Raw genomic sequence first — 19972 nt, 5'->3', positions numbered from 1 at the left:
GCGCGGCGGCGGGCGTCACGGGCGCCGGGGCCGGAGCGGCCGGTGCGGGGGCAGCGGGCACGGCCGGAGCGGCCGGAGGCGCTGCGGGGGCCGCCTGAGGCTGGCCCGAGGCGACTGCGGAACCCGTATCCGCTCCCGGCTTGTAATCGGCGAAGAAGTCCCACCAGGCTCGGTCCACCGAGTTCGGGTCCTGGAGGTACTGCTGGTAGATCTCATCGACAAGCCACTCGTTAGGCCCGAAGCCCGCGGCAGGGCCCTGGCCCTGCCCATCGGTTTCGGTCGGGACGCTCGAGCTACTGGGGTGTGGCGACACGGCGGCAACCGCCCTCTTCCGCTTCACAAGGTGATGGACAGCGGAAATAAAGGCTACGCCTACCTGAGCGTTTCCCGCAGGCGGGGAGGCCAGTCGTCGCCTAAGTCACATCGGAAAGGCGGTTTCGGGGCGGAGTTTGGCGGGAATGGGGACCTGAATCGACTGGTCCGGTTGCCTCTGGCAACGTCCGCCCTGGCGGGAGCGTCAAGCCGACGCCGTCGCCGACCCTGGGAGGGTGACGCGGATCCGGCAGCCGCGGGGGGACTCGGCCACCGCGATGCGTCCGCCGTGGAGGTCCACCGCCCAGCGCGCGATCGCCAGTCCCAGCCCCGTCCCGCCGTCGCCCGGTCCCGCGGTGCCGCGGTTGAACCGCTCGAAGACACGGGTGCGCTCGGCCTCGGGTATGCCGGGGCCCTCGTCCAGGACCTCCAGGTCGAGGCTGCCCGGACCGGTGCCGCGCCGGGCCCGGACGGTGACCCGGCCGCTGGGCGGGCTGTGCTTGACGGCGTTGTCGATCAGGTTGGCGACCACCTGGTGCAGCCGCTCCGCGTCCGCGTACGCGGTCAGCTCCGGCGGTGAGACGTCCAGGTGGAGGTGGACGTCTTTGCGCGCCCGGCCGCCGTGCGCCCTGGCGTCCTTCAGGCCGAGGCCGGCCGTCTTGATCACGGCCGACAGGTACGGCCAGACCTCGAAGCGCTTGGCGTCCAGCGGCACGATGCCGTTGTCCAGGCGGGAGAGGTCCAGAAGGTGGGCGACGAGCAGGCTCAGCCGCTCCGCCTGCTGCAGCGCGGTGCGCATCGTCTCCGTGTCGGCCTCGGAGACCCCGTCGACGACGTTCTCCAGGACCGCGCGGAGCGCCGCGATCGGGGTGCGCAGCTCGTGTGAGACGTTCGCCACCAGCTCCTTGCGGTGCCGGTCGACGGCCTCCAGGTCGGCGGCCATCCGGTTGAAGGTCTCGGCCAGTTCGCCGACCTCGTCGCGGCGCACCGCGGTGACCCGCCGGCTGTAGTCGCCGCGCACCATGGCGCTGGCGACCGAGGTCATCTCGCGCAGCGGCGCGGTCAGCCCGTGCGCCACCAGCTGCGAGATCAGCAGCGAGGCGATGATCGAGAAGATGGTGATGATCCGGATCTCGGTCGCGGAGTGCATCGCCACGAAGATCAGGCCCGTGGTGATCAGCACGGAGGCGAGCACCAGGTACTGCAGCGCCGCCTTGATCGACCGGAAGGGGTCGTACGGCCTCAGCGCGGCCCAGGCACGTTCCCGCAGCTTCGGCGGGCGCGGCGCGCTGTAGGGGCTCACGGCGTGGGCGTCTCGAGCGCGTAGCCGACGCCGTGCACGGTACGGATGCGCTCCGCCCCGATCTTCCGCCGCAGCGCCTTGACGTGGCTGTCGACGGTGCGGGTGCCGGAGGCGTCCGCCCAGTCCCAGACCTCGGCGAGCAGCTGCTCCCGGGAGAGCACCGCGCGCGGCTGCTGGGCCAGGCAGACCAGCAGGTCGAACTCGGTCGGGGTGAGGTGCACGTCGGCGCCCCGGACCCGGACCCGCCGCTGGGCGTTGTCGATCTCCAGGTCGCCGAGCTGCATGTTGGCGCCGCGCGGGTCGCGGGCGGCGATCGTGGCGCGCTCCACGCGGCGCAGCAGCACGTGCACCCGGGCGACCAGCTCGCGCAGCGAGAAGGGCTTGGTCATGTAGTCGTCGGCGCCCACGCCGAGCCCGACCAGCATGTCGGTCTCGTCGTCGCGGGCGGTCAGCATCAGCACCGGGACCGGCCGCGAGGCCTGCACGCGGCGGCAGACCTCCAGGCCGTCGTACCCGGGGAGCATGACGTCGAGGACGAGGAGGTCGGGCTGCCAGGAGGCGGCGGTCTCCACGGCGGCGGGGCCGTCGCCCGCGGTGCGGACCTGGAAGCCCTCGGCCCGCAGGCGTGCCGCGATGGCGTCGGCGATCGTCGCGTCGTCCTCCACCACCAGCACGCGGCGCTGCGCACCGGGGGTGGCCGCCACCGCTGCGGCGTCGGCGGTCGTCGGCTGTGTGCTGTCCATGTGGGGTCCCCCATGGTCGTTTGCGTTGCGCAGCAGCGTACGGGGCGGGACGGCGACGCGGCTATGCGGGTTTGATTGCCAGGTGCACGACATCCGGAACGCCCCGATTCACCGGGATCTCGATGGTCCGGACCTGCGTGAACTGCGCCGACCTCAAGGCGTCGTCGAACGCGGCGGACGGCTGCGCAGACCATACCGCCAGTACGCCGCCGGGTTCGAGCCGCTCCCTGCAGGCCGCCAGACCCTCCGGTCCGTACAGCCCCCCGTTGCCCTCGGTGACCGTCCAGTCGGGGCCGTTGTCGATGTCCAGGCACAGCGCGTCGTACGTCACGTCCGCCTCCCGCACGTACGCCACCAGATCGCCCTCGACGACGCTCACCCGCGGGTCCTCGAGCGCGTGCTCGGAGAAGTCTGCCAGCGGGCCCGCGTGATGCCAGTCGATCACCGCCCGCTCCCGCTCGGCCACCGCGATCCGCGCCCAGCGCGGCTCGGCCGCCGCCCGCGCGAGCGAGAAGCCCACCCCGAGGCCGCCGATCAGCACCGACAGCTCCGCCCGGTCCGCCGGGAGGGCGTCCAGCGCCGCGTCGACCAGCAGCCGTTCCGAGCGGCCGTCGGAGGTGTCCATCAGGAAGGTGCCGTTGGCGATGATCTCGTAGCGGCCGCCCCTGCGCCGGAGCGCGACCTCCCCGTACGGCCCGTCACGACGGTCGAGCGTGACGGGCCGTTCCTCTTCGTTCGCGTCCATGGACCCAGGGTAATGAGATGACCCCTCCGGGCCGGACGGGGTTTTTCACCCGCAGCCGCCCGGGGCCGTCCCCCGGACGGCCACCAGCGCGACGCCGCCCGCGAAGAGGACGGCGGCGGTTGCCCAGGCCGCGGGCTGGGCGCCCGGCTGCATCGACCAGGCCCACACCGCGGCCGCCCCGCCCGGGGTGCGGGGAGCCGCGAGGTAGACGCTGCCGCCGTAGAGCACGGGCGGCAGCCAGCTCAGCCGGGCACCCAGGACGGCGGCGCCCGCGGCCGCGAGACCGGTGAAGCCGAGGACGCCCCGGACCATCGTCGGGGCACCGAAGCGGTCCGGGTCCCCGGGGACCGCTGCGCCCAGCCAGAGCACCGCAGGCCCGGTGAGGGCGAGCAGGTGCACGGCCCGCCACCGCCACCAGGGCAGCGGGGCGCCACGGTCCACTTCCCCGGAGTGGGTGTGGAGGGAGATCCCGGTGACGGCCGCCGCGAGGACCGGGGCGAGGACGACCACCGGGACGCGGGCGCCGGTGTCGAAGAACGGCCGGCTGACCAGCCAGTCCGCGCCCCAGCGGGAGGCGGCGAAGAGGACGGCCAGCGCGGCGGCGGCGCCGGGCAGACCGCGTGAGCGGACATAGAGGGGCAGAAGGGTTGGCGTCATCGTGAGGGCTCCTCGACGGGTCCGGTGGGGGTCACGGCGCCGGGACCCCGCCGACGTCGCAGGCCCGGACGCCGGCCAGGTAGCGGCCGAACCAGGCACGGCGGTCGGCGGCCGTCATGGCGCGCAGGCGCTGCGCCGCCGCCCGCGCGAGGCGGTTCTCGGCCTGGCCGGCGGGGAAGAGGGGACGCCCGAGGCGCAGCCACTCCTGGGCGGCGTACTCGTTGGCGTAGGCGCGGTCTCCGGCTCGGTCCCCCTCGCATGCGGCCGAGGAGGAGACCGCGTACACGAGGTCCCGGTAGAGCATGCCGTCGTCGCCCAGGCGGCCTCGGAAGACGCCGCCGTACAGCTGGAACCGGACCTCCCCGGGCGGCGCCGTCTCCGACGATCCCCCCTCGCGGTACCGGACGGGCGCCCCCGGGGCGCCGTCCAGCCGGGCGTCGACGCGGTCCACCACCGCGCGCACCGCGGGCAGGGCCGAGCCGTGCGCCGCGCGGACGCACACCGTGGGGGTGCCCCGGTCGCAGACGAGCGCGGACGCGGCGGGGTCGGGCCGCCACAGGTCCGCGCCGCTCCGGTACAGGACGGACGCGGCCGCGACGGCGACGACCAGCGGCAGGACGGCGAGCACCCGCCGCCTGGCGTGACCGGCCAGCAGCGCGGCGGCGGCCGTTCCGGCGAACCACACCGCCGCGAGAGGGGCGGCCCACCACACCGGGGCGTCACCGGAGGGGCCGGCGTACGCGGGGCTGAGTACCGTGGCCCCCGACTCGCCGTAGGCGCCGATGCCGAGCAGCAGATACCCGGCGACCGCGAGCAGCGGTGCCGCGAAGCGCCAGGGCAGTGCCCGCCCCGCCGCGAAGCCGAGCGCGCCCAGGGCCCCGAGCGCCACCGCGTCCGCGGCCGGCCGGTCCCACGCGGGGTGCCCGTGGGACGCGTACGGAAGGACCAGCGCCAGGCACACGCCGACCGCCGCCAGATAGCCCAGCACCGGCCAGGCCATCGACGGCAGGGCCGCGACCAGCGCCCTGCGCAGCGGCGGCCGCGCGGCCGAGGCGAGCAGGTCGCCGGTGCCGCGCCGCCGCTCGCGGCCGCCCTGCCAGCAGCCGGCGGCGAGGGCGAGCGGACCGCCGAGGAGCAGGCCCGCCTCACGCAGCGCGCCGTGGAGCACCGCCCAGTCGTCACCCAGCGAGTACCGCCTGGCCAGGACGGTGACGAGGACGCCGCCGGCCACGGCGGCCCCCGTCCACGCCCCGAAGCCGCGGAGCAGCTCGGTGCGGTGGACACGGTGAACGCGGTGGACACGGGGCGCGGCGGGAGGCGCCGGGGGAGCGGTGGCCAGGGTGCCCGGGGCGCTCATACGGCGGCCTCCCGGACGCCGGAGGCCGCACCGCGGTGACGGCGCAGCGCCGCCGTGTAGCCGCGTTCGATCGGGCTGTCCCCGGCCGCGTCGTCGTCCCCGGCCGCGGCCAGCTCCGCCGCGGTGCCGCGGAAGGCGGTCCGTCCGCCGTCGAGCAGCGTCACCTCCGTGCAGGCGGTGGCCACGTCCTCGACGAGATGGGTGGAGACCAGGACGGTCGCCGTGGCGCCCACTTCCCTGAGCAGGGCGCGGAACTGCACCCGCTGTTCCGGGTCGAGACCGGCGGTCGGCTCGTCGAGCAGCAGCAGGTCGGGGTCGTTGACGATGGCCTGGGCGATACCGACCCGGCGCACCATGCCGCCGGACAGGGTCCTGATCCTCACGTCGGCGCGCCCGGCGACGCCGACCCGCTCCATCGCGCGGTCGACGGCCGCCGGCACCGCGGCCTTGGGCATCTCCTTCAGCCAGGCCACGTACGCCACGAACTCGCGCACCGTGAAGCCCGGGTAGTAGCCGAACTCCTGCGGCAGGTAGCCCAGGCGCCGCCGGATCGCGGTGCGTCCGGCCTGCGTCGCCGGGTCGTGGCCCAGCAGCTCCAGGCGGCCCGACCGGTACCCGGCCACGGTGGCGAGCACCCGGATCAGCGAGGTCTTCCCGGCGCCGTTGGGCCCGAGCAGTCCGTGGACCCCGCGCCCGACGCGCAGGTCGAGGGCGTCCAGGGCGGTGGTCCGGCGATGTCTCACGGTCAGACCGTCGAGGGAGACGGTCGGCTCGGTCGTCATGGGCGCTCCAGGTGGTCGAAAGCGGTACGGCGAAGGGTCAGGAGAAGGGCGCAGGCGGCGCCGGCCGCGGCCCAGGCGGGCTGCGCGGCGGGGGAGAGCAGCAGGGGCGCGGACCCGGTCGGGAGCCCGCAGAGGACGACGGCGCACAGCCAGCCGGCCGTCACCACGGCGGCGGCCCGGTGGCAGCCGGTCCAGCTGCCCAGCGCGAGCGTGGCCCCGGTCAGCACGAGCCCCGGCAGCAGCCACGCCACCGCGGCGCCCGTGCCCGCCAGGACGCCTCCGGCGGCGGTCAGCAGCGGCACGGACACCGCCAGCACGGCTGCGGTGCGCGTGAGCAGCAGCCGCAGCCCCCCGGAGGGCGTCGACGCGGCCAGTTCGTGGGCCGGGTCGCCGTACCTCCCGTACGCGAGGGCCACGCCCACCGGCGGCAGCGCCGGGGCGAGCAGCAGAAGCCAGGGGCGTCCCTGCGGCGCCCCGCCCAGACGCGTCAGGGCCACGGCCACCGCCAGCGTCAGCAGCACCGACGCCACCCAGGCCGGACGCAGCGTGCGCGCGGACCGGACGGCGGCGCGCCAGGGCCGGGCCCCGGCCGCCCGCGCGAGCGGCGGTTCCGGGGCGGGCACGCTGCCCGTGGCCGCGGTGAGCACCGCGGCCCGGACCCCGGAGAGGACCGCTCCGCCCTCGCCCGCCCTGGCCAGCGAGGAGATCCGGGCGGCGCAGGCCGCACAGGACTCCAGGTGCTTGTCCACCGACCAGGCGGCGGGGTCGGCGAGCGTGCCGTCGGCGTAGGCGGCGGCCGTGCCGTCCGGCACGTGCCAGCCGGTCCGGTCCGCCTGCGGGGTTCCGGGGGTGCGCCACGCGAGGCGTCCCCGGGCGGGGGTCAGCATGCGGCTCCTCCTGCGGTGCCGAGGGCGGCGAGGGCGGCGCGCAGTTCGCGGCGCGCCCGCGAGGCCCGGGTCTTGACGGTGCCTTCGGGTATCCCGAGCAGGCGCGCGGCCTCCCGCGTGGTGAGGCCGTCGATCACGGTCGCCCGCAGGACGGCCCGCAGTTCGGGGGAGATCCGGTCGAGCGCGGCGCCGACGTCGCCGTACTCCAGGCCGGCGAGGACGTGCTCCTCGGCGGAGGGGGTGGTGCCGGCCTCCTCCGCGGCCAGGAGGTCGCGGGTGCCGGCCCGCACCGCGGCGCGGCGGGCGTCCGCCAGCCGCCGGGCGGCGATCACCCACAACCAGCCGCCCGCGGCTCCGCCGCCGTGGGTGCCCGCCGAGCGCCAGGCCGCCATGAAGGTGTCCTGCAGCACCTCCCGGACGGTCTCCGGGTCCGGGCAGCGCCGCGTGAGCCGGGCGTGCAGCCATCCGGAATGGCGGTCGTACAGATCGGCGAGGGCCTGGGTGTCGCCCCGGGCGATCGCGCGCATCAGCGCGTCGTCCCCGGGCGGCTCATGGCTCATGGGGCGGAAGAGTCTCACGCCCCTCTATCGCCGCCGCCCCCGCGAACGGTTCTCGGGGGCGGCGGAGGAGGCGCGCACCGTGCGGCGCGGCCGATCGCTCAGAGCGAACACGGCTCGGGGAACACCAGGGGCATCAGATGCATTGAGTCTGCATAGCTCAACTTGATTGCTTAGGGAGAGATAATGGCTCAATCGTCTTCGTCGGCGTTCGCGCCGCTCACCCTGCCCGTGCTGCCCCTCGACGACTCGGTGGTCCTGCCCGGCATGGTCGTGCCGGTGGACCTGACCGACGCCGAGGCGCGCGCCGCGGTCGAGGCGGCGCAGGCCGCCCAGCGGTCCGGTCGGCCCGGACTCGGCAACAAGCCGCGGGTGCTGCTCGTTCCCCGGGTGGACGGGGACTACGCGGGCGTGGGCACGCTGGGCACCGTCGAGCAGGTGGGACGCCTGTCGGACGGCGATCCCGGTGCCGTGATCCGCGCGGTGAGCCGCGTGCGCATCGGCGCCGGCACGACCGGCCCCGGCGGCGCCCTGTGGGTGGAGGGCACCGAGCTCTCCGAGACCGCACCGGCCGAGGCCCCGGGCACCGTCGCGGAGCTCATGAAGGAGTACAAGGCCCTGGCCACCAGCTGGCTGCGCAAGCGCGGCGCCTGGCAGGTCGTGGACCGCGTCCAGCAGATCGAGGACGTCTCGCAGCTCGCGGACAACGCCGGCTACTCCGGCTTCCTCACCACCAGCCAGCGCATCGAGCTGCTGGAGACCCTGGATCCGGTCGCCCGGCTGAAGCTGGCCACGCAGTGGCTGCGTGACCACCTGGCCGAGCAGGACGTCGCGGAGACCATCCGCAAGGACGTCCAGGAGGGCATGGAGAAGCAGCAGCGCGAGTTCCTGCTGCGGCAGCAGCTGCAGGCCGTCCGCAAGGAGCTGGCCGAGCTGAACGGCGACCCTGAGGACGAGGCGGACGACTACCGTTCCCGCGTCGAGGCCGCCGACCTGCCCGAGAAGGTGCGCGAGGCCGCCCTGAAGGAGGTCGAGAAGCTGGAGCGGTCCAGCGACGCGTCCCCCGAGGGCAGCTGGATCCGCACCTGGCTCGACACCGTCCTGGAGCTGCCGTGGAACACCACGACCCAGGACGCCTACGACATCCCCGGCGCGCGGGCGGTGCTGGACGCCGACCACGCGGGCCTGGAGGACGTGAAGGAGCGCATCACCGAGTACCTGGCCGTGCGCAAGCGGCGCAACGACCGCGGTCTCGGGGTCGTCGGCGGCCGCCGCGGAGGCGCGGTGCTGGCCCTGGTGGGCCCGCCCGGCGTCGGCAAGACCTCGCTCGGCGAGTCCGTGGCCCGCGCCATGGGGCGGAAGTTCGTGCGGGTCTCGCTCGGCGGCGTCCGCGACGAGGCGGAGATCCGCGGCCACCGGCGCACCTACGTCGGCGCGCTGCCCGGCCGCCTGGTGCGCGCCATCAAGGAGGCCGGGTCCATGAACCCGGTGGTCCTGCTGGACGAGATCGACAAGGTGGGCTCCGACTACCGCGGCGACCCGGCCGCGGCCCTGCTGGAGGTCCTGGACCCGGCCCAGAACCACACCTTCCGGGACCACTACCTGGAGGTCGAGCTGGACCTGAGCGACGTGGTGTTCCTCGCCACCGCCAACGTCCTGGAGGCCATCCCCGAGCCGCTGCTGGACCGCATGGAACTGGTGCGGCTGGACGGCTACACCGAGGACGAGAAGGTCGTCATCGCCCGTGACCACCTGCTGCCGCGCCAGCGCGAGCTGGCCGGGCTCGGCGAGGACGAGGTGACGGTCGACGACGCGGCCCTGCGCAAGCTGGCCGGGGAGTACACCCGCGAGGCGGGCGTGCGCACCCTGGAGCGTTCGATCGCCCGCATCCTGCGGAAGGTCGCGGCCAAGCACGAACTCGGCGAGCGCGAGCTGCCGTTCACGGTGACCCCGCAGGACCTGCGCGACCTCATCGGGCGGCCGCACCACGTGCCGGAGTCGGCGCAGGACCCGCAGGAGCGGCGCACGGCGGTGCCCGGCGTGTCCACCGGCCTGGCGGTGACCGGCGCGGGCGGCGACGTCCTCTACATCGAGGCGTCGCTGGCCGACCCGGAGACCGGCGGCAGCGGGCTGCAGCTCACCGGGCAGCTGGGCGACGTGATGAAGGAGTCCGCGCAGATCGCGCTCTCCTTCCTGCGCTCGCACGGCGCCGAACTGGAGCTGCCGGTCGGCGACCTGAAGGAGCGCGGCGTCCACCTCCACGTCCCCGCGGGCGCGGTCCCCAAGGACGGCCCGAGCGCGGGTGTCACCATGACCACCGCGCTGGCCTCGCTCCTGTCGGGGCGGCGGGTCCGCACCGACGTGGCGATGACCGGCGAGGTGTCGCTGACCGGGCGCGTGCTGCCGATCGGCGGCGTCAAGCAGAAGCTGCTGGCGGCGCACCGCGCCGGGATCACCACCGTGGTGATCCCCAAGAGGAACGAGGCGGACCTGGACGACGTCCCCGCCGAGGTCCTGGAGAAGCTGGAGGTCCACGCGGTCTCGGACGTCCGGCACGTGCTCAAGCTGGCCCTGGAGCCCGCCGTCACCGGCGCGGACTCCGGGCTGGAAGCCCCCGTCGCGGCCTGAGTCAGGCCCTGACCGGGTGAATGGAGAGCGGCCCCTCCCACGGCCTGAGGAGGGGCCGCTCCCGTGCGTGCGGCAGCCGGCCCACGCGGCGGCGTCCGCGCGGCCGGGCCGTGCGGGGCGGGGACACCAAGCGGGGAAGGGCCCCTGGTCACGCCGTGCGTCGGCGTCTGCGAAATACTGGGGACGCTGTGTACACGGCGGCCGGATACGACAGGTTTTCACGACGGAAAGCGGGTGACGAGGTGGCCGGAACCGCCGGCTCCCCCGGGGAGGCGGACCCCGTGATGGAGGCCCTCGAACGCGAGCTCACCGTCCTGTTGCGGCGCGCCCGCGCCTCCTCCGGCGAGATGGCCCGCGAGGTCCATCCGGACCTGGAGCCCGCGGCGTACGGGATCCTCGCCAGGCTCGCCGAGACCGGTCCCGAGCGGGCCACCGTGCTCGCCGGCTACTTCGGCGTCGGCAAGGCCACGATGAGCCGTCAACTGCGCGCCCTGGAGGTGCTCGGGCTCATCCGGCGCGAACCCGACCCCGCCGACGGCCGGGCCTACCTGGTGCAGCTCACCACGGGGGGCGCCGAGCGCTTCTCACGCGTCCGCACGGCGCGCCGGGCGCGCTACGTCAGCCGGCTCAGCGGCTGGGACCGGGACGAACTGCGCGAACTGGCCCGGCTGCTGGGCCAGCTGAACGACTCGCAGGAGCAGGACGGCGCCTGATCCGCGCGGTCCTCCGCCCCGGCGCGCGGCCACGCCGCCGTCACCACTGCGCGAACACCGCGGTCGCGTCGTCGCGCGCCTTGCCGCGGGGGAAGCGGGTGCCGTCCGGGTCGGCGGACTCCGCGGCGCGCACGCGCCGCAGGAGCTCCTCGGGGCCGGCCTTGCGCAGCAGTGCGAACGTGCCCTGCCAGTCCTGCTCGTGGAAGACCTCGACCAGCCGGGCGGCGCCGTCCGTCAGGGCCGCGACCGCGCGGACCCGCGAGCGCGGCCGGGTGCCCGTGACGGCGCGCTCGGCGACCGCGGGGTCCGCCGCAGCGGTGAAGAAGCCGCCCTCGGCGTTGCGCAGGGCCTCCACCGCCCGCCCGTACTCCGCGGCGGCCTCGGCACGGGCGGCCGTGCCGCGCGGCAGGGCACGCACCGCGGCGCGCAGCGCGGGCACCGGACCGGGCAGCCGGCCCAGCCGGTCGTCGCGCACGGCACCGACGTGACCTGTGGTGTCCTCGATGAGCAACACCGAGTCGGATAGCACCAGATGCTCCACGGTGTCCGCATTCCACCGGACCGCCACCACGGTCGCCTGCGGGGTGCGGCGGTGAGAAAGGTCACAGGTGCCGCGGTGCGCGTCGGCGGTGCGCAGGACGGATTCCGCGAGACACTGCGCCAGGCTCGGGGCCGCGGGCGAAACGGACAGTTCGATCATGAATCCGCCCAGCTCGGCGACGTACCAGGGGACGTCGTGACGGCATCCCGTGGGGCCGTCGGGAGGGGTGACGCCGTCCAGCAGGACCAGTGAACCGCCGCCGCCTGACGCGGGCATGGCCACCACGACGAAGTCCTCGTTGGGGCGTCCGGGGCTGCCGGGCTCGGTCGCCGTCTCGATGCGCATGCGGCCAGTCTGCAGCAGCCGCCCGGGAGAGCTGTTCGAACCCCGGGGGCGCTCGCCGGGGGTTACCGGCCAGTGAAGGTGCGCATCCTGCCAGGGCGGCGGCTCCGATGCCAGTTCCGGTCCCGGACGGCCGGGGGGCGTGCGCGTAACGATCCAGCCGGGGAGTTGAACGTCAACTTGTCGTTGCGATTCACTCGTTCGAGTGTCGGGGCGGGGGACGCACATCTGCATTCCGGGTCGGCCTGAGAAGGTCGGGACGATGCCGGGATGAGGCCAGACGTTGCCGTGCTCGGCGCTCGGCCGATGTGTCGTCATCTCGGGACCAGTGGACCAGGCGAGACGGGATAGCGAGCACCGGTGCGAACACGACGTAACCCGCGGACCAAGCGCGTACGGCAGAGACTGCTGGGCGCCCTGCTGATCTGCGCCGTCACGGTCCTGGCCGCCTCTGCCCCGGGCGTGGCCACGGGCGTGCGCGATCTGGCCGAGTCCCAGCGGCTGGTCGGCATGGCGCGACTGGAGGCCCAGGCGGTCTCGTTGTCCCACGCCCTGGCCGACGAACGCGACGGCATGACCGTCTTCGTGGCCGGCGGCCGCTCCACCGAGGGCGGCACGGGCGTCTCCGAGGCCCAGCGGGAGCGGGTCGACCGCCAGGTCCAGGAGGTGCTGACGACGGCGGCCGACACCGACACCGACGACGCCCCGGCCTTCGCCGACGCGACCGCCGAGGTCGTCCGGCAGCTCGGGGAACTCCCCGCCGTCCGGCAGAAGGTGCTCTCCGGCCCCGGCTCCGGCGAGGCGGCCGTCGCGGCCTACGACCCGGCGATCCGGGCGCTGAACGGGGTCGGCGCCGCCGTCGCCCGCTCGCTGCCCGCCCGCGGCGCCTCCGCCGACACCACCGCGCTGCCCGGACTCGCCCGCGCCGTCGACCAGGCTTCCGTCCAGCGCGGCCTGCTGGTCGGCGCGCTCACCGCGGGCGGCGAGGAGTCCGCCCTGGTCACTGCCGCGCAGACCGCCGCCGTCAGCGAGCGGTCCGCGCTCGCCGACTTCCGCGGCGGGGCCTCGCAGGCCGCGGTCGAGCAGTACGACCAGACGGTCACCGGCTCCGACGTCAACCAGGCCGACAAGCGCCTGAACCAGCTGCTGAACAGCTCCTCGCTGTCCGCCGCCGACCGCGCGCTCAAGCCGCGAGCGGTCCAGGCGGCGCTCTCCGCGCGGATCGACATGATGCGCGGCGTCGAGTCCTCGCTCGCCGCCGCCGCCGCCGACCGGCTCGCCGCGCTGCGGGACGACGACGTGACGGCCCTCGAACTCCACGTCGCCCTCGCCTCCGTGTGCTTCCTGCTCGTCCTCGGCGTCGGCGTCTCCACGGCCCGCTCCATCACTCGGCCGGCCGCCGCGCTGGGCCGCTTCGCCCGCGGGGACGTCCCCGCGGGCGAGCAGGTCAGGATCGTCGGCTCCGACGAGTTCGCGGCGACGGCCCGGGCGGTCAACGCGCTCCGCGCCGAGGTCGCCGGGCTGCGCGAGCGCGTCGCCGCGCAGGACGCCGAACACACCAAGCTCCAGGGCGTACGGGACGCCCTCGCCGCGGAACGCGACCTGCTGCACGGCCGGCAGGAAGCGCTCACCACGCGCCTGGGCGACCTGCAGGGCAACGTCCACGGCACCTACGTCAACCTGACGCTGCGCACCCTCGGTCTGGTCGAGCGCCAGCTCACGCTGATCGAGCGGCTGGAGGAACTGGTCCACGACCCGGACGAGCTCGCCCAGCTGTTCAAGCTGGACCACCTGGCCACCCGCATGCGCCGCAACAGCGAGAACCTGCTGCTGCTCGCCGGAGCCGAACACGGTCACGCGCAGCCCAAGCCCGTCCCGCTGGTCGACGTGGCGCGCGCCGCGGTCTCCGAGATCGACAAGTACGAGCGCGTCCGCATCCAGCAGCTGCCCGCGGGACGCATCGCCGGCTTCGCCTCCGACGACCTGAGCCACCTGGTCGCCGAGCTCCTGGAGAACGCGGCCGCGTTCTCCCCGCCGGAGACCGAGGTGGAGCTGTCCGGCTGGATGCTGGAGAGCGGCGAGCTGATGCTGTCGGTCGAGGACCAGGGCATCGGCATCCCCACGGCCCGGCTGGACGAGCTCAACGCGCTGCTGACGCAGGCCGATCCCGCGGAGCAGGCCTCCGGCGGCGAGGCCACCGGCATGGGCGTCTACGTCGTCGCCCGGCTCGCCGCCCGGCACGGCATCCGCGTCCAGCTCCGCGACGCCAAGCGCGGCGGCACCACCGCCGTGGTGGTCGTCCCCGCGGCGCTCACCGCCCCGGCGGAGGACCCGGACGGCCCGCAGACCCCCGTGGAGGCGGCCGTCGCGGGCGAGCCGTGGCAGCCGGGCACGGCGCTGCGGAGCGCACGCGACGAGCAGGCCGGGAAGGCGGAGCGGACGGCACCGGCGGCCGTGGAGCCCGTGGCGGAGCCGTCGCCCGATGAGGCGCCCGGTCCCGGGGGCGACGCCATCGAGCACGCCCGCGCCGACCAGCCCGCCCCCGCCCCGACACCGGCCCCGGAAACCGCGTCGGCACCGGGCGGAGCCGCCGAGGCGCCCGCTGCGCCGCCCGCGGCACCGGCTCCGGTCTCCGTGGAGATGCCGGACGGCGTGGCGCTGACCGCCAAGGGGCTCCCGCAGCGGGTGCCGCGGTCCACGGGGCTGTCGGGTGAACCGCAGCTCCGTGGGCGGGCCCGGCAGGGCGGCGGGGTGGACCCGGAGGAGCTGCGGCGCAAGCTCGGCGGCTTCGCCCGGGGCCTGCGCGACGGCCGGGCGGAGGCCGAGGCCGAGACGCAGGAGATCCGGCGCGGCGTGCCCGCGCCGAGGACGGCCGCGGACGCGGCCGCGGCAGAAGGCAGTTCGGGGGGACACCAACAAGTCGAAGCCGAAGGCGTCGAGGAGGCACGCGGTTGATGTCGGCCGGTACGGACACCCAGAGTGAACGGGGCCTGAGCCACGAGGCACGTAGCCTCCAGTGGCTGCTGAGCAATTTCGTGGAGGACGTGCCCGGGGTCCGCTCCGTGGCCGTCGTGTCCTCGGACGGACTGCTGCTGCTGACCTCGGAGCCCGAGGACGAGGCCGACGCGGCTGACGAAGGCGCGGAGGACGGCGCGGCCGGACGCCCCAAGGGCCCGGCGGGCACCTCCGCCGACCTGGCCACGGTGGTCTCCGGCATCGCCTCGCTGACCGACGGCGCCGCGCGCCTGATGGACGGTGGCGGCGTGCGCCAGACGGGGGTGGCGATGGAGAACGGCAGCGTGTTCGTGATGACGATCGGGGACGGTTCGCTGCTCGGCGTCCACGCGGACGCCGAGTGCGACATGAGCGTGGTGGCCTACCACATGGCCCTGTTCGTGGGCCGGGCCGGCCACGTGCTCACCCCGGCGCTCCGCACGGAGCTGCGCCAGGCGATCGAGGGGGGCCGCTGATGCGCCGTCCGGTGATCGCCGCGGCCCGGGCGGCCGCCGTCCTCCCCGTACGGGGTGCCGGGCGCAGGGCCGCCCGGGTACGCCCGTACGCGCTGACCGGCGGCCGTACGTCCTTCGGCCACGTGCTGCTGGTGGAGACCTTCGTCGCGACGATCGACGCCTCCACCGAACGCAGGGAGCTGACCTCGGGCAGCTGGGCCGAGCGCGTTATGCCGGAGATGCGGGCCATCGTGGAGCTGTGCCGCCGGATGCGCTCGGTGGCGGAGATCTCGGCGCTGCTGCGCATGCCGCTCGGCGTCGTCCGGGTGCTGCTCAGCGACCTGGCCGATCAGGGAAGGATCCGCGTGTACGGGACCGGGCACGGGCCCGGCGCCCCCGATCGCGCACTGCTGGAGAGGGTTCTCGGTGGACTTCGCAGGCTCTGACATGTCGTCCCTCGCGGAAGAAGACGGCCTGCAGGAGTGGCAGCTGGACGTGAGCCAGGCCCCCACCTCGACCAAGATCGTGGTGGCGGGCGGCTTCGGCGTGGGCAAGACCACCTTCGTCGGCACGGTCTCGGAGATCACCCCGCTCACCACCGAGGCGGTGATGACCAGTGCCAGTGAGGACATCGACGACCTCGGGTCCACCCCGGACAAGACCACCACCACGGTGGCGATGGACTTCGGCCGGATCACCCTCGACCGGGAGCTCGTGCTCTACCTGTTCGGCACCCCCGGCCAGCAGCGTTTCTGGTTCATGTGGGACGACCTGGTGCGCGGGGCGATCGGCGCCGTCGTCCTCGCCGACACCCGCCGCCTGGCCGACGCCTTCCCGGCACTGGACTACTTCGAGAGCAGCGGCCTGCCCTACGCCGTGGCGGTCAACCGCTTCGAGGGCACCACCGCCTACGACGAGATCGACGTCCGCGAGGCGCTCGCCGTGCCGGACGAGATCCCGGTGGTGATATGCGACGCCCGCGACCGCCAGTCGGTGATCCAGGTACTGCTGGCCCTGGTCAAGCAGGCCCTCGTCGCCCAGCCGGAGTAGCAGTCTTCCGGCGGGGTCGTGGGGACGCCCGCCGGACGCATCCCAGCCGCACCGTACGAGAGAGCATGCCGCCTTGCGCAAGATACTGATCGTGGGAGCCGGCCAGTCCGGGCTCCAACTGGCCCTGGGCCTGCAGTCCCGGGGATACGAGGTCACCGTCATGTCCAACCGCACGGCGGACGAGATACGCCAGGGGCGTGTCATGTCCACCCAGTGCATGTTCGGCACGGCGCTGGGCCACGAGCGCGACCTCGGCCTCGGCTTCTGGGAGGACCAGACCCCGCGGATCGAGGGCCTGGGGGTCTCCGTCGCCGCCCCCGACGGATCACGGCCCGTCGACTGGGTGGGACGGCTCGACGCGTACGCGCAGTCCGTCGACCAGCGGGTGAAGATGGCCGGCTGGCTGGAGACCTTCGTCGAGCGCGGCGGCAAGCTGGTCGTGCACGGCGTGACCGTCGGCGACCTGGACTACTTCTCCCGCGCCTACGACCTGGTGATGGTCGCGGCGGGCAAGGGCGAGCTGGTCTCCATGTTCGGCCGGGACGCCGAGCGTTCCCCGTACGACAGCCCGCAGCGTGCGCTGGCCGTCGCCTACGTGCACGGCCTCGGCCCGCGTCCGGAGCACCCCGACTTCCACGCGGTGCGGCTCAACATGGTGCCCGGCGCCGGCGAACTGATCGTGATCCCGGCGTTCACCACCTCCGGCCCCTGCGACATCCTCTTCTGGGAGGGGCTCCCGGGCGGTCCGCTCGACGTCTTCGGCGGCGTCAAGGACCCGCAGGAACACCTGCGCATCACCCTGGAGCTGATGGAGCGCCACCTGCCGTGGGAGCACGACCGCGCCCGTGACGTCGAGCTGACGGACGCCGGCGGCACCCTGGCCGGGCGTTTCGCGCCGGTGGTCCGGCACCCCGTCGCGGAACTGCCCTCCGGCGGGCTGGTGCTGGGCGTCGCCGACGTCGTTGTGGCCAACGACCCGATCACCGGGCAGGGCTCCAACAGCGCCTCCAAGTGCGCGGCCGCCTACCTCGACGCCATCGTCGAGCACGGCGACAAGCCCTTCGACCGGGACTGGATGGAGTCCGCCTTCGCCCGCTTCTGGGCCACCGCCGAGCCGGTGACCAAGTGGACCAACGCCCTCCTCGGCCCGCCGCCGGAGCACATTCTGGGCCTGATCGGTGCCGCCGGGCAACTGCCGGCGGTCGCGAACCGCTTCGCCAACGGCTTCGACGATCCGTCGGACTACGAGTCGTACTTCTACGACCCCGGGGCCACCTCCGCCTACCTGGCCTCGGCCGCCGGGGCCTGACGGCCTAGGGCCCGTCGTCACATTGCCGCCTGCCCCGCGCCGCTCCCCCAGCCGGCGCTGGGAGGTGCCCCCAGGCACGGCACTCCCCCCAGCCTTCGGCCAGGGGGAGTTGTCGAGTCGTCCGAGTAGCCCACTACGAGGACGACTCTCCGCCTTGCACCGCACTTGGGGGTACCTCCCAGCGGAGCTGGGGGAACCGCGGGGCCCGCCCTCCGGGCGGCCGACGTCAATGTGACGGCAGGCCCCAGGGGCGCCGGCGGTGCACGCCGCCGGCGCCGGACGGCCCGCCGCCCTCAGCCCCGCAGGCGCGTTCGCTGCATCGCGGCGAGCCGCAGCACCATGGCGATGCACAGCGCCCCGGCCAGGACGTAGAGCGCGGCGCCGGCCGTCTGCACCGCGGACGGGCCCGTGGTGGCGGAGGGGGAGGCGAGGAGCTGCGCCGCCACGAAGAGCAGCCACCACGAGGTCAGCAGCACACTGGTGCGCCGGGGGCGTCCGGGCGGGGAACTGGCGGCCCAGATGTCGTTGATGATCCGCTTGGGCAGGACGAAACCGACCAGCGGTATCAGCCACGCGCCCGTGGTCCAGCCGCGTCGCATCCGGTGGCCGCCGGGCGCCAGCGCCTCGGCGTTCACCCGCATCTGCCACAGCCAGCGCAGGAAGACGACTCCGGTGAGCACGAAGGCGAGATGGCTCAGACCGGTGAGGGTGACGACCTCGTCGCCACGCGCAAGGGCGGCGGCCGAGCCGCCGGCGGCGCGGTCGAGGAGCAACCGGGCGACGAGCAGCGCGGCGTTCACCAGTACGCAGGCCCCGAGCGCGGCCACGACGAGGACGGTCGTCGCCTTCGGGACGAAGACCGGCTCGCCCTCGGCTGGCCGCACGGGCGGGGACATGACGGTGGCGTCGTCGTGGGTCACGAGGCCGCAACCTATTGCCGGCCCCGCCATCCGGTCCAGTGCCGCCCGCGTCCCGGCAACCGGGCCCGGCGCGGGGCGGCCGTCCGGGCGCCCGGGGTCCCGCCTTGGCACCTCTGCGGGGCTGTGAAACGCTCGTCGTACGGGACATCTGTCCGGCGTCCGCACACAGATCCCGCACGGCCGGGCCTGGTCGTCCGCCGCAAGGCCCCTGGTCCGGGCTCCCGTACGGGAGAGGGAACAGCCATGACGACGACCGAGCACGACCGCGACGGCCACCGTGACCCCACCCTGTACCGCACCCCGGCGGACGCCGTCGCCGCGCCCGCCGAGAAGCTCGCCTACGTCGTCGGTTTCGACCCGGCCGGGGAGCGCCCGGACGCGCTGTTCACCGTCGTCACCGATCCGGGATCACCGGTGTACGGCCAGGTGGCCGCCCATGTGGAGATGCCCGACCGGGGCAACGAACTGCACCACTTCGGCTGGAACGCGTGCTCGAGCGCGCTGGCCCACGCCGGCCACCACCACGCGGCGCGGCGCTACCTGATCGTCCCGGGTCTGCGCTCCTCCCGGCTGCACGTCCTCGACACCTGCCCCGATCCCACCCGCCCGCGCCTGGTCAAGGTGGTCGAGGCCGGGGAGCTCGCCGCCGGGGCCGGTTACTCGCGGCCGCACACCCTCCACTGCGGCCCCGACGGGGTGTTCCTGTCCTGCCTCGGCGGCGCGGACGGCGCGGACGGGCCCGGCGGCGTCGCACTGCTGGACCACGAGACCTTCGGCGTGCTGCGGGCCTGGGAGAGCGAGCGCGGACCGCAGTCGCTCGCCTACGACGTCTGGTGGCACCTGCGCGAGAACATCGCCGTGACCAGCGAGTGGGGCAGCCCCTCGATGATCGAGGACGGGCTCGTGCCCGAACTGCTGCTGGACCGCCGCTACGGGCACGCGGTGCACTTCTGGGACCTGGACACGGGCCGGCACCTGCAGCGCGTCGATCTGGGGGACGAGAACCAGATGGTGCTGGAGCTGCGTCCCTCGCACGACCCCGAAGCCACCTGGGGGTTCGTGAACACCGTCGTCGACGTCGAGGACCTGTCGGCGTCGGTGTGGCTGTGGACCCGGGAGGGCGGCGACTTCACGGTCCGCAAGGTGATCACCCTGCCCGCCGAGCCCGCCCGCGCGGAGGACCTGCCCCCCGCGCTGCGGCCGTTCGGCGCCGTGCCCCCGTTGATCACCGACATCGACCTGTCGGTGGACGACCGCTGGCTGTACGTCTCCGCGTGGGGGACCGGTGACCTCCACCAGTACGACGTGGGCGACCCGCTCCGGCCGAGGCGGACCGCGTCCGTGCGGCTGGGCGGCATCACCGGCCGGCAGACGCACCCCGCCGAGCCGGACGTCCCGCTGACCGGCGGAGCGCAGATGGTCGAGCTCAGCCGCGACGGACGGCGGGTGTACGTGACGAACTCCCTCTACGCTGCCTGGGACGCGCAGTTCTACCCCGAGGGCATCGACCCGTGGATGGTCAAGCTCGACGCCGACACCTCACGCGGCGGGCTCCGCGTCGACAGCGGCTTCTTCCCGCACGGCCCGGACTTCCGGGGACTGCGGGTGCACCAGACGCGCCTGGAAGGCGGCGACGCCTCCTCGGACTCGTACTGCTACCGCCGCTGACCGCCGGGC

At 74.6% G+C, this 19972-nt stretch carries 19 protein-coding genes; 8 read left to right on the top strand and 11 right to left on the bottom strand.

The features are described from left to right. From PV410_RS17590 to PV410_RS17550, 9 genes are all read right to left on the bottom strand, one after another. Nucleotides 1–313 (bottom strand): 2-oxoglutarate dehydrogenase E1 subunit family protein (locus PV410_RS17590; RefSeq protein ID WP_500325559.1); only part of this gene is annotated, 313 nt, incomplete at its 3' end. 204 nt (nt 314–517) lie between these two features. Next, entirely contained in the window at nt 518–1615 is a 1098-nt protein-coding gene (locus PV410_RS17585) for a HAMP domain-containing sensor histidine kinase (protein ID WP_500325557.1), read from the bottom strand. Further along, nucleotides 1612–2358 (bottom strand): response regulator transcription factor, encoded by a 747-nt coding sequence (locus PV410_RS17580; protein ID WP_500325555.1) that lies wholly within the window; start codon nt 2356–2358, stop codon nt 1612–1614. The genes PV410_RS17585 and PV410_RS17580 overlap by 4 nt, the downstream gene beginning before the upstream one ends. A 61-nt stretch (nt 2359–2419) precedes the next feature. Continuing rightward, a complete protein-coding gene (locus tag PV410_RS17575; RefSeq protein WP_500325553.1) occupies nt 2420–3103 on the bottom strand; it encodes a spermidine synthase family protein in 684 nt (227 codons plus the stop codon). 45 nt (nt 3104–3148) lie between these two features. Continuing rightward, nucleotides 3149–3760, bottom strand: a complete 612-nt coding sequence (locus PV410_RS17570) for a hypothetical protein (RefSeq protein WP_500325551.1) — start codon at nt 3758–3760, stop codon at nt 3149–3151. Nucleotides 3761–3791: 31 nt separating this feature from the next. Further along, nucleotides 3792–5117: a hypothetical protein gene (locus PV410_RS17565; RefSeq protein WP_500325549.1), complete on the bottom strand. Its 1326-nt coding sequence runs from the start codon at nt 5115–5117 to the stop codon at nt 3792–3794. Further along, complete coding sequence (locus tag PV410_RS17560) at nt 5114–5899, bottom strand: ABC transporter ATP-binding protein (RefSeq protein WP_500325547.1); 786 nt, start codon at nt 5897–5899, stop codon at nt 5114–5116. The genes PV410_RS17565 and PV410_RS17560 overlap by 4 nt, the downstream gene beginning before the upstream one ends. After that, on the bottom strand, nt 5896–6786 hold the full coding sequence (locus PV410_RS17555) for a zf-HC2 domain-containing protein (protein ID WP_500325545.1): 891 nt from the start codon (nt 6784–6786) through the stop codon (nt 5896–5898). Before PV410_RS17555 ends, PV410_RS17560 begins: the two co-directional genes overlap by 4 nt. Then, nucleotides 6780–7346, bottom strand: a complete 567-nt coding sequence (locus PV410_RS17550) for an RNA polymerase sigma factor (RefSeq protein ID WP_500325543.1) — start codon at nt 7344–7346, stop codon at nt 6780–6782. Before PV410_RS17550 ends, PV410_RS17555 begins: the two co-directional genes overlap by 7 nt. Nucleotides 7347–7529: 183 nt before the next feature. On the opposite strand from PV410_RS17550, the gene lon reads away from it, so the two are divergent. Beyond that, nucleotides 7530–9971, top strand: a complete 2442-nt coding sequence (gene lon / locus PV410_RS17545) for an endopeptidase La (RefSeq protein WP_500325541.1) — start codon at nt 7530–7532, stop codon at nt 9969–9971. Between the two features lie 284 nt (nt 9972–10255). Further along, a complete protein-coding gene (locus tag PV410_RS17540) occupies nt 10256–10684 on the top strand; it encodes a MarR family winged helix-turn-helix transcriptional regulator (protein ID WP_499516945.1) in 429 nt (142 codons plus the stop codon). Nucleotides 10685–10724: 40 nt separating this feature from the next. Here PV410_RS17540 and PV410_RS17535 read toward each other — a convergent pair whose 3' ends face one another. Continuing rightward, complete coding sequence (locus PV410_RS17535) at nt 10725–11570, bottom strand: hypothetical protein (RefSeq protein ID WP_500325539.1); 846 nt, start codon at nt 11568–11570, stop codon at nt 10725–10727. A gap of 357 nt (nt 11571–11927) precedes the next feature. On the opposite strand from PV410_RS17535, the gene PV410_RS17530 reads away from it, so the two are divergent. From PV410_RS17530 to PV410_RS17510, 5 genes are all read left to right on the top strand, one after another. Continuing rightward, on the top strand, nt 11928–14522 hold the full coding sequence (locus PV410_RS17530; RefSeq protein ID WP_500325537.1) for a sensor histidine kinase: 2595 nt from the start codon (nt 11928–11930) through the stop codon (nt 14520–14522). Next, nucleotides 14522–15037 (top strand): roadblock/LC7 domain-containing protein, encoded by a 516-nt coding sequence (locus PV410_RS17525; RefSeq protein ID WP_500325535.1) that lies wholly within the window; start codon nt 14522–14524, stop codon nt 15035–15037. The genes PV410_RS17530 and PV410_RS17525 overlap by 1 nt, the downstream gene beginning before the upstream one ends. Further along, the gene (locus PV410_RS17520; RefSeq protein WP_499513934.1) at nt 15037–15462 is read left to right on the top strand and encodes a DUF742 domain-containing protein; all 426 of its coding nucleotides are present in this window, start codon (nt 15037–15039) and stop codon (nt 15460–15462) included. Before PV410_RS17525 ends, PV410_RS17520 begins: the two co-directional genes overlap by 1 nt. Nucleotide 15463: 1 nt before the next feature. Then, nucleotides 15464–16066: a GTP-binding protein gene (locus tag PV410_RS17515; protein ID WP_499513935.1), complete on the top strand. Its 603-nt coding sequence runs from the start codon at nt 15464–15466 to the stop codon at nt 16064–16066. Nucleotides 16067–16139: 73 nt separating this feature from the next. Then, nucleotides 16140–17375: a styrene monooxygenase/indole monooxygenase family protein gene (locus tag PV410_RS17510; RefSeq protein WP_500325532.1), complete on the top strand. Its 1236-nt coding sequence runs from the start codon at nt 16140–16142 to the stop codon at nt 17373–17375. A 293-nt stretch (nt 17376–17668) separates the two neighbouring features. Here the strand turns inward: PV410_RS17510 and PV410_RS17505 are convergent, their stop codons facing one another. Continuing rightward, nucleotides 17669–18295, bottom strand: coding sequence for a DUF4328 domain-containing protein (locus PV410_RS17505; protein WP_500325530.1), 627 nt, complete (start codon nt 18293–18295; stop codon nt 17669–17671). A 243-nt stretch (nt 18296–18538) separates the two neighbouring features. Between PV410_RS17505 and PV410_RS17500 the strand changes: the two genes are divergently transcribed. Beyond that, on the top strand, nt 18539–19963 hold the full coding sequence (locus tag PV410_RS17500; protein WP_500325528.1) for a selenium-binding protein SBP56-related protein: 1425 nt from the start codon (nt 18539–18541) through the stop codon (nt 19961–19963). Nucleotides 19964–19972: the final 9 nt, after the last annotated feature.

The organism is Streptomyces sp. PA03-5A (assembly GCF_033792725.1).
Lineage (GTDB): Bacteria > Actinomycetota > Actinomycetes > Streptomycetales > Streptomycetaceae > Actinacidiphila.
Note: the sequence above shows the minus strand (reverse complement) of the source record. Positions and strands in the feature narration are given on the sequence as shown.

Bases quoted from the DNA above. Each gene is read 5' to 3' on its own strand.
- PV410_RS17520 (WP_499513934.1), top strand. From the start codon at position 15,037: ATGCGCCGTCCGGTGATCGCCGCGGCCCGGGCGGCCGCCGTCCTCCCC.
- PV410_RS17555 (WP_500325545.1), bottom strand. From the start codon at position 6,786: ATGCTGACCCCCGCCCGGGGACGCCTCGCGTGGCGCACCCCCGGAACC.
- PV410_RS17500 (WP_500325528.1), top strand. From the start codon at position 18,539: ATGACGACGACCGAGCACGACCGCGACGGCCACCGTGACCCCACCCTG.
- PV410_RS17535 (WP_500325539.1), bottom strand. From the start codon at position 11,570: ATGCGCATCGAGACGGCGACCGAGCCCGGCAGCCCCGGACGCCCCAAC.
- PV410_RS17550 (WP_500325543.1), bottom strand. From the start codon at position 7,346: ATGAGCCATGAGCCGCCCGGGGACGACGCGCTGATGCGCGCGATCGCC.
- PV410_RS17570 (WP_500325551.1), bottom strand. From the start codon at position 3,760: ATGACGCCAACCCTTCTGCCCCTCTATGTCCGCTCACGCGGTCTGCCC.
- PV410_RS17560 (WP_500325547.1), bottom strand. From the start codon at position 5,899: ATGACGACCGAGCCGACCGTCTCCCTCGACGGTCTGACCGTGAGACAT.
- PV410_RS17515 (WP_499513935.1), top strand. From the start codon at position 15,464: ATGTCGTCCCTCGCGGAAGAAGACGGCCTGCAGGAGTGGCAGCTGGAC.
- PV410_RS17580 (WP_500325555.1), bottom strand. From the start codon at position 2,358: ATGGACAGCACACAGCCGACGACCGCCGACGCCGCAGCGGTGGCGGCC.
- PV410_RS17540 (WP_499516945.1), top strand. From the start codon at position 10,256: ATGGAGGCCCTCGAACGCGAGCTCACCGTCCTGTTGCGGCGCGCCCGC.
- PV410_RS17575 (WP_500325553.1), bottom strand. From the start codon at position 3,103: ATGGACGCGAACGAAGAGGAACGGCCCGTCACGCTCGACCGTCGTGAC.
- lon (WP_500325541.1), top strand. From the start codon at position 7,530: ATGGCTCAATCGTCTTCGTCGGCGTTCGCGCCGCTCACCCTGCCCGTG.
- PV410_RS17525 (WP_500325535.1), top strand. From the start codon at position 14,522: ATGTCGGCCGGTACGGACACCCAGAGTGAACGGGGCCTGAGCCACGAG.
- PV410_RS17565 (WP_500325549.1), bottom strand. From the start codon at position 5,117: ATGAGCGCCCCGGGCACCCTGGCCACCGCTCCCCCGGCGCCTCCCGCC.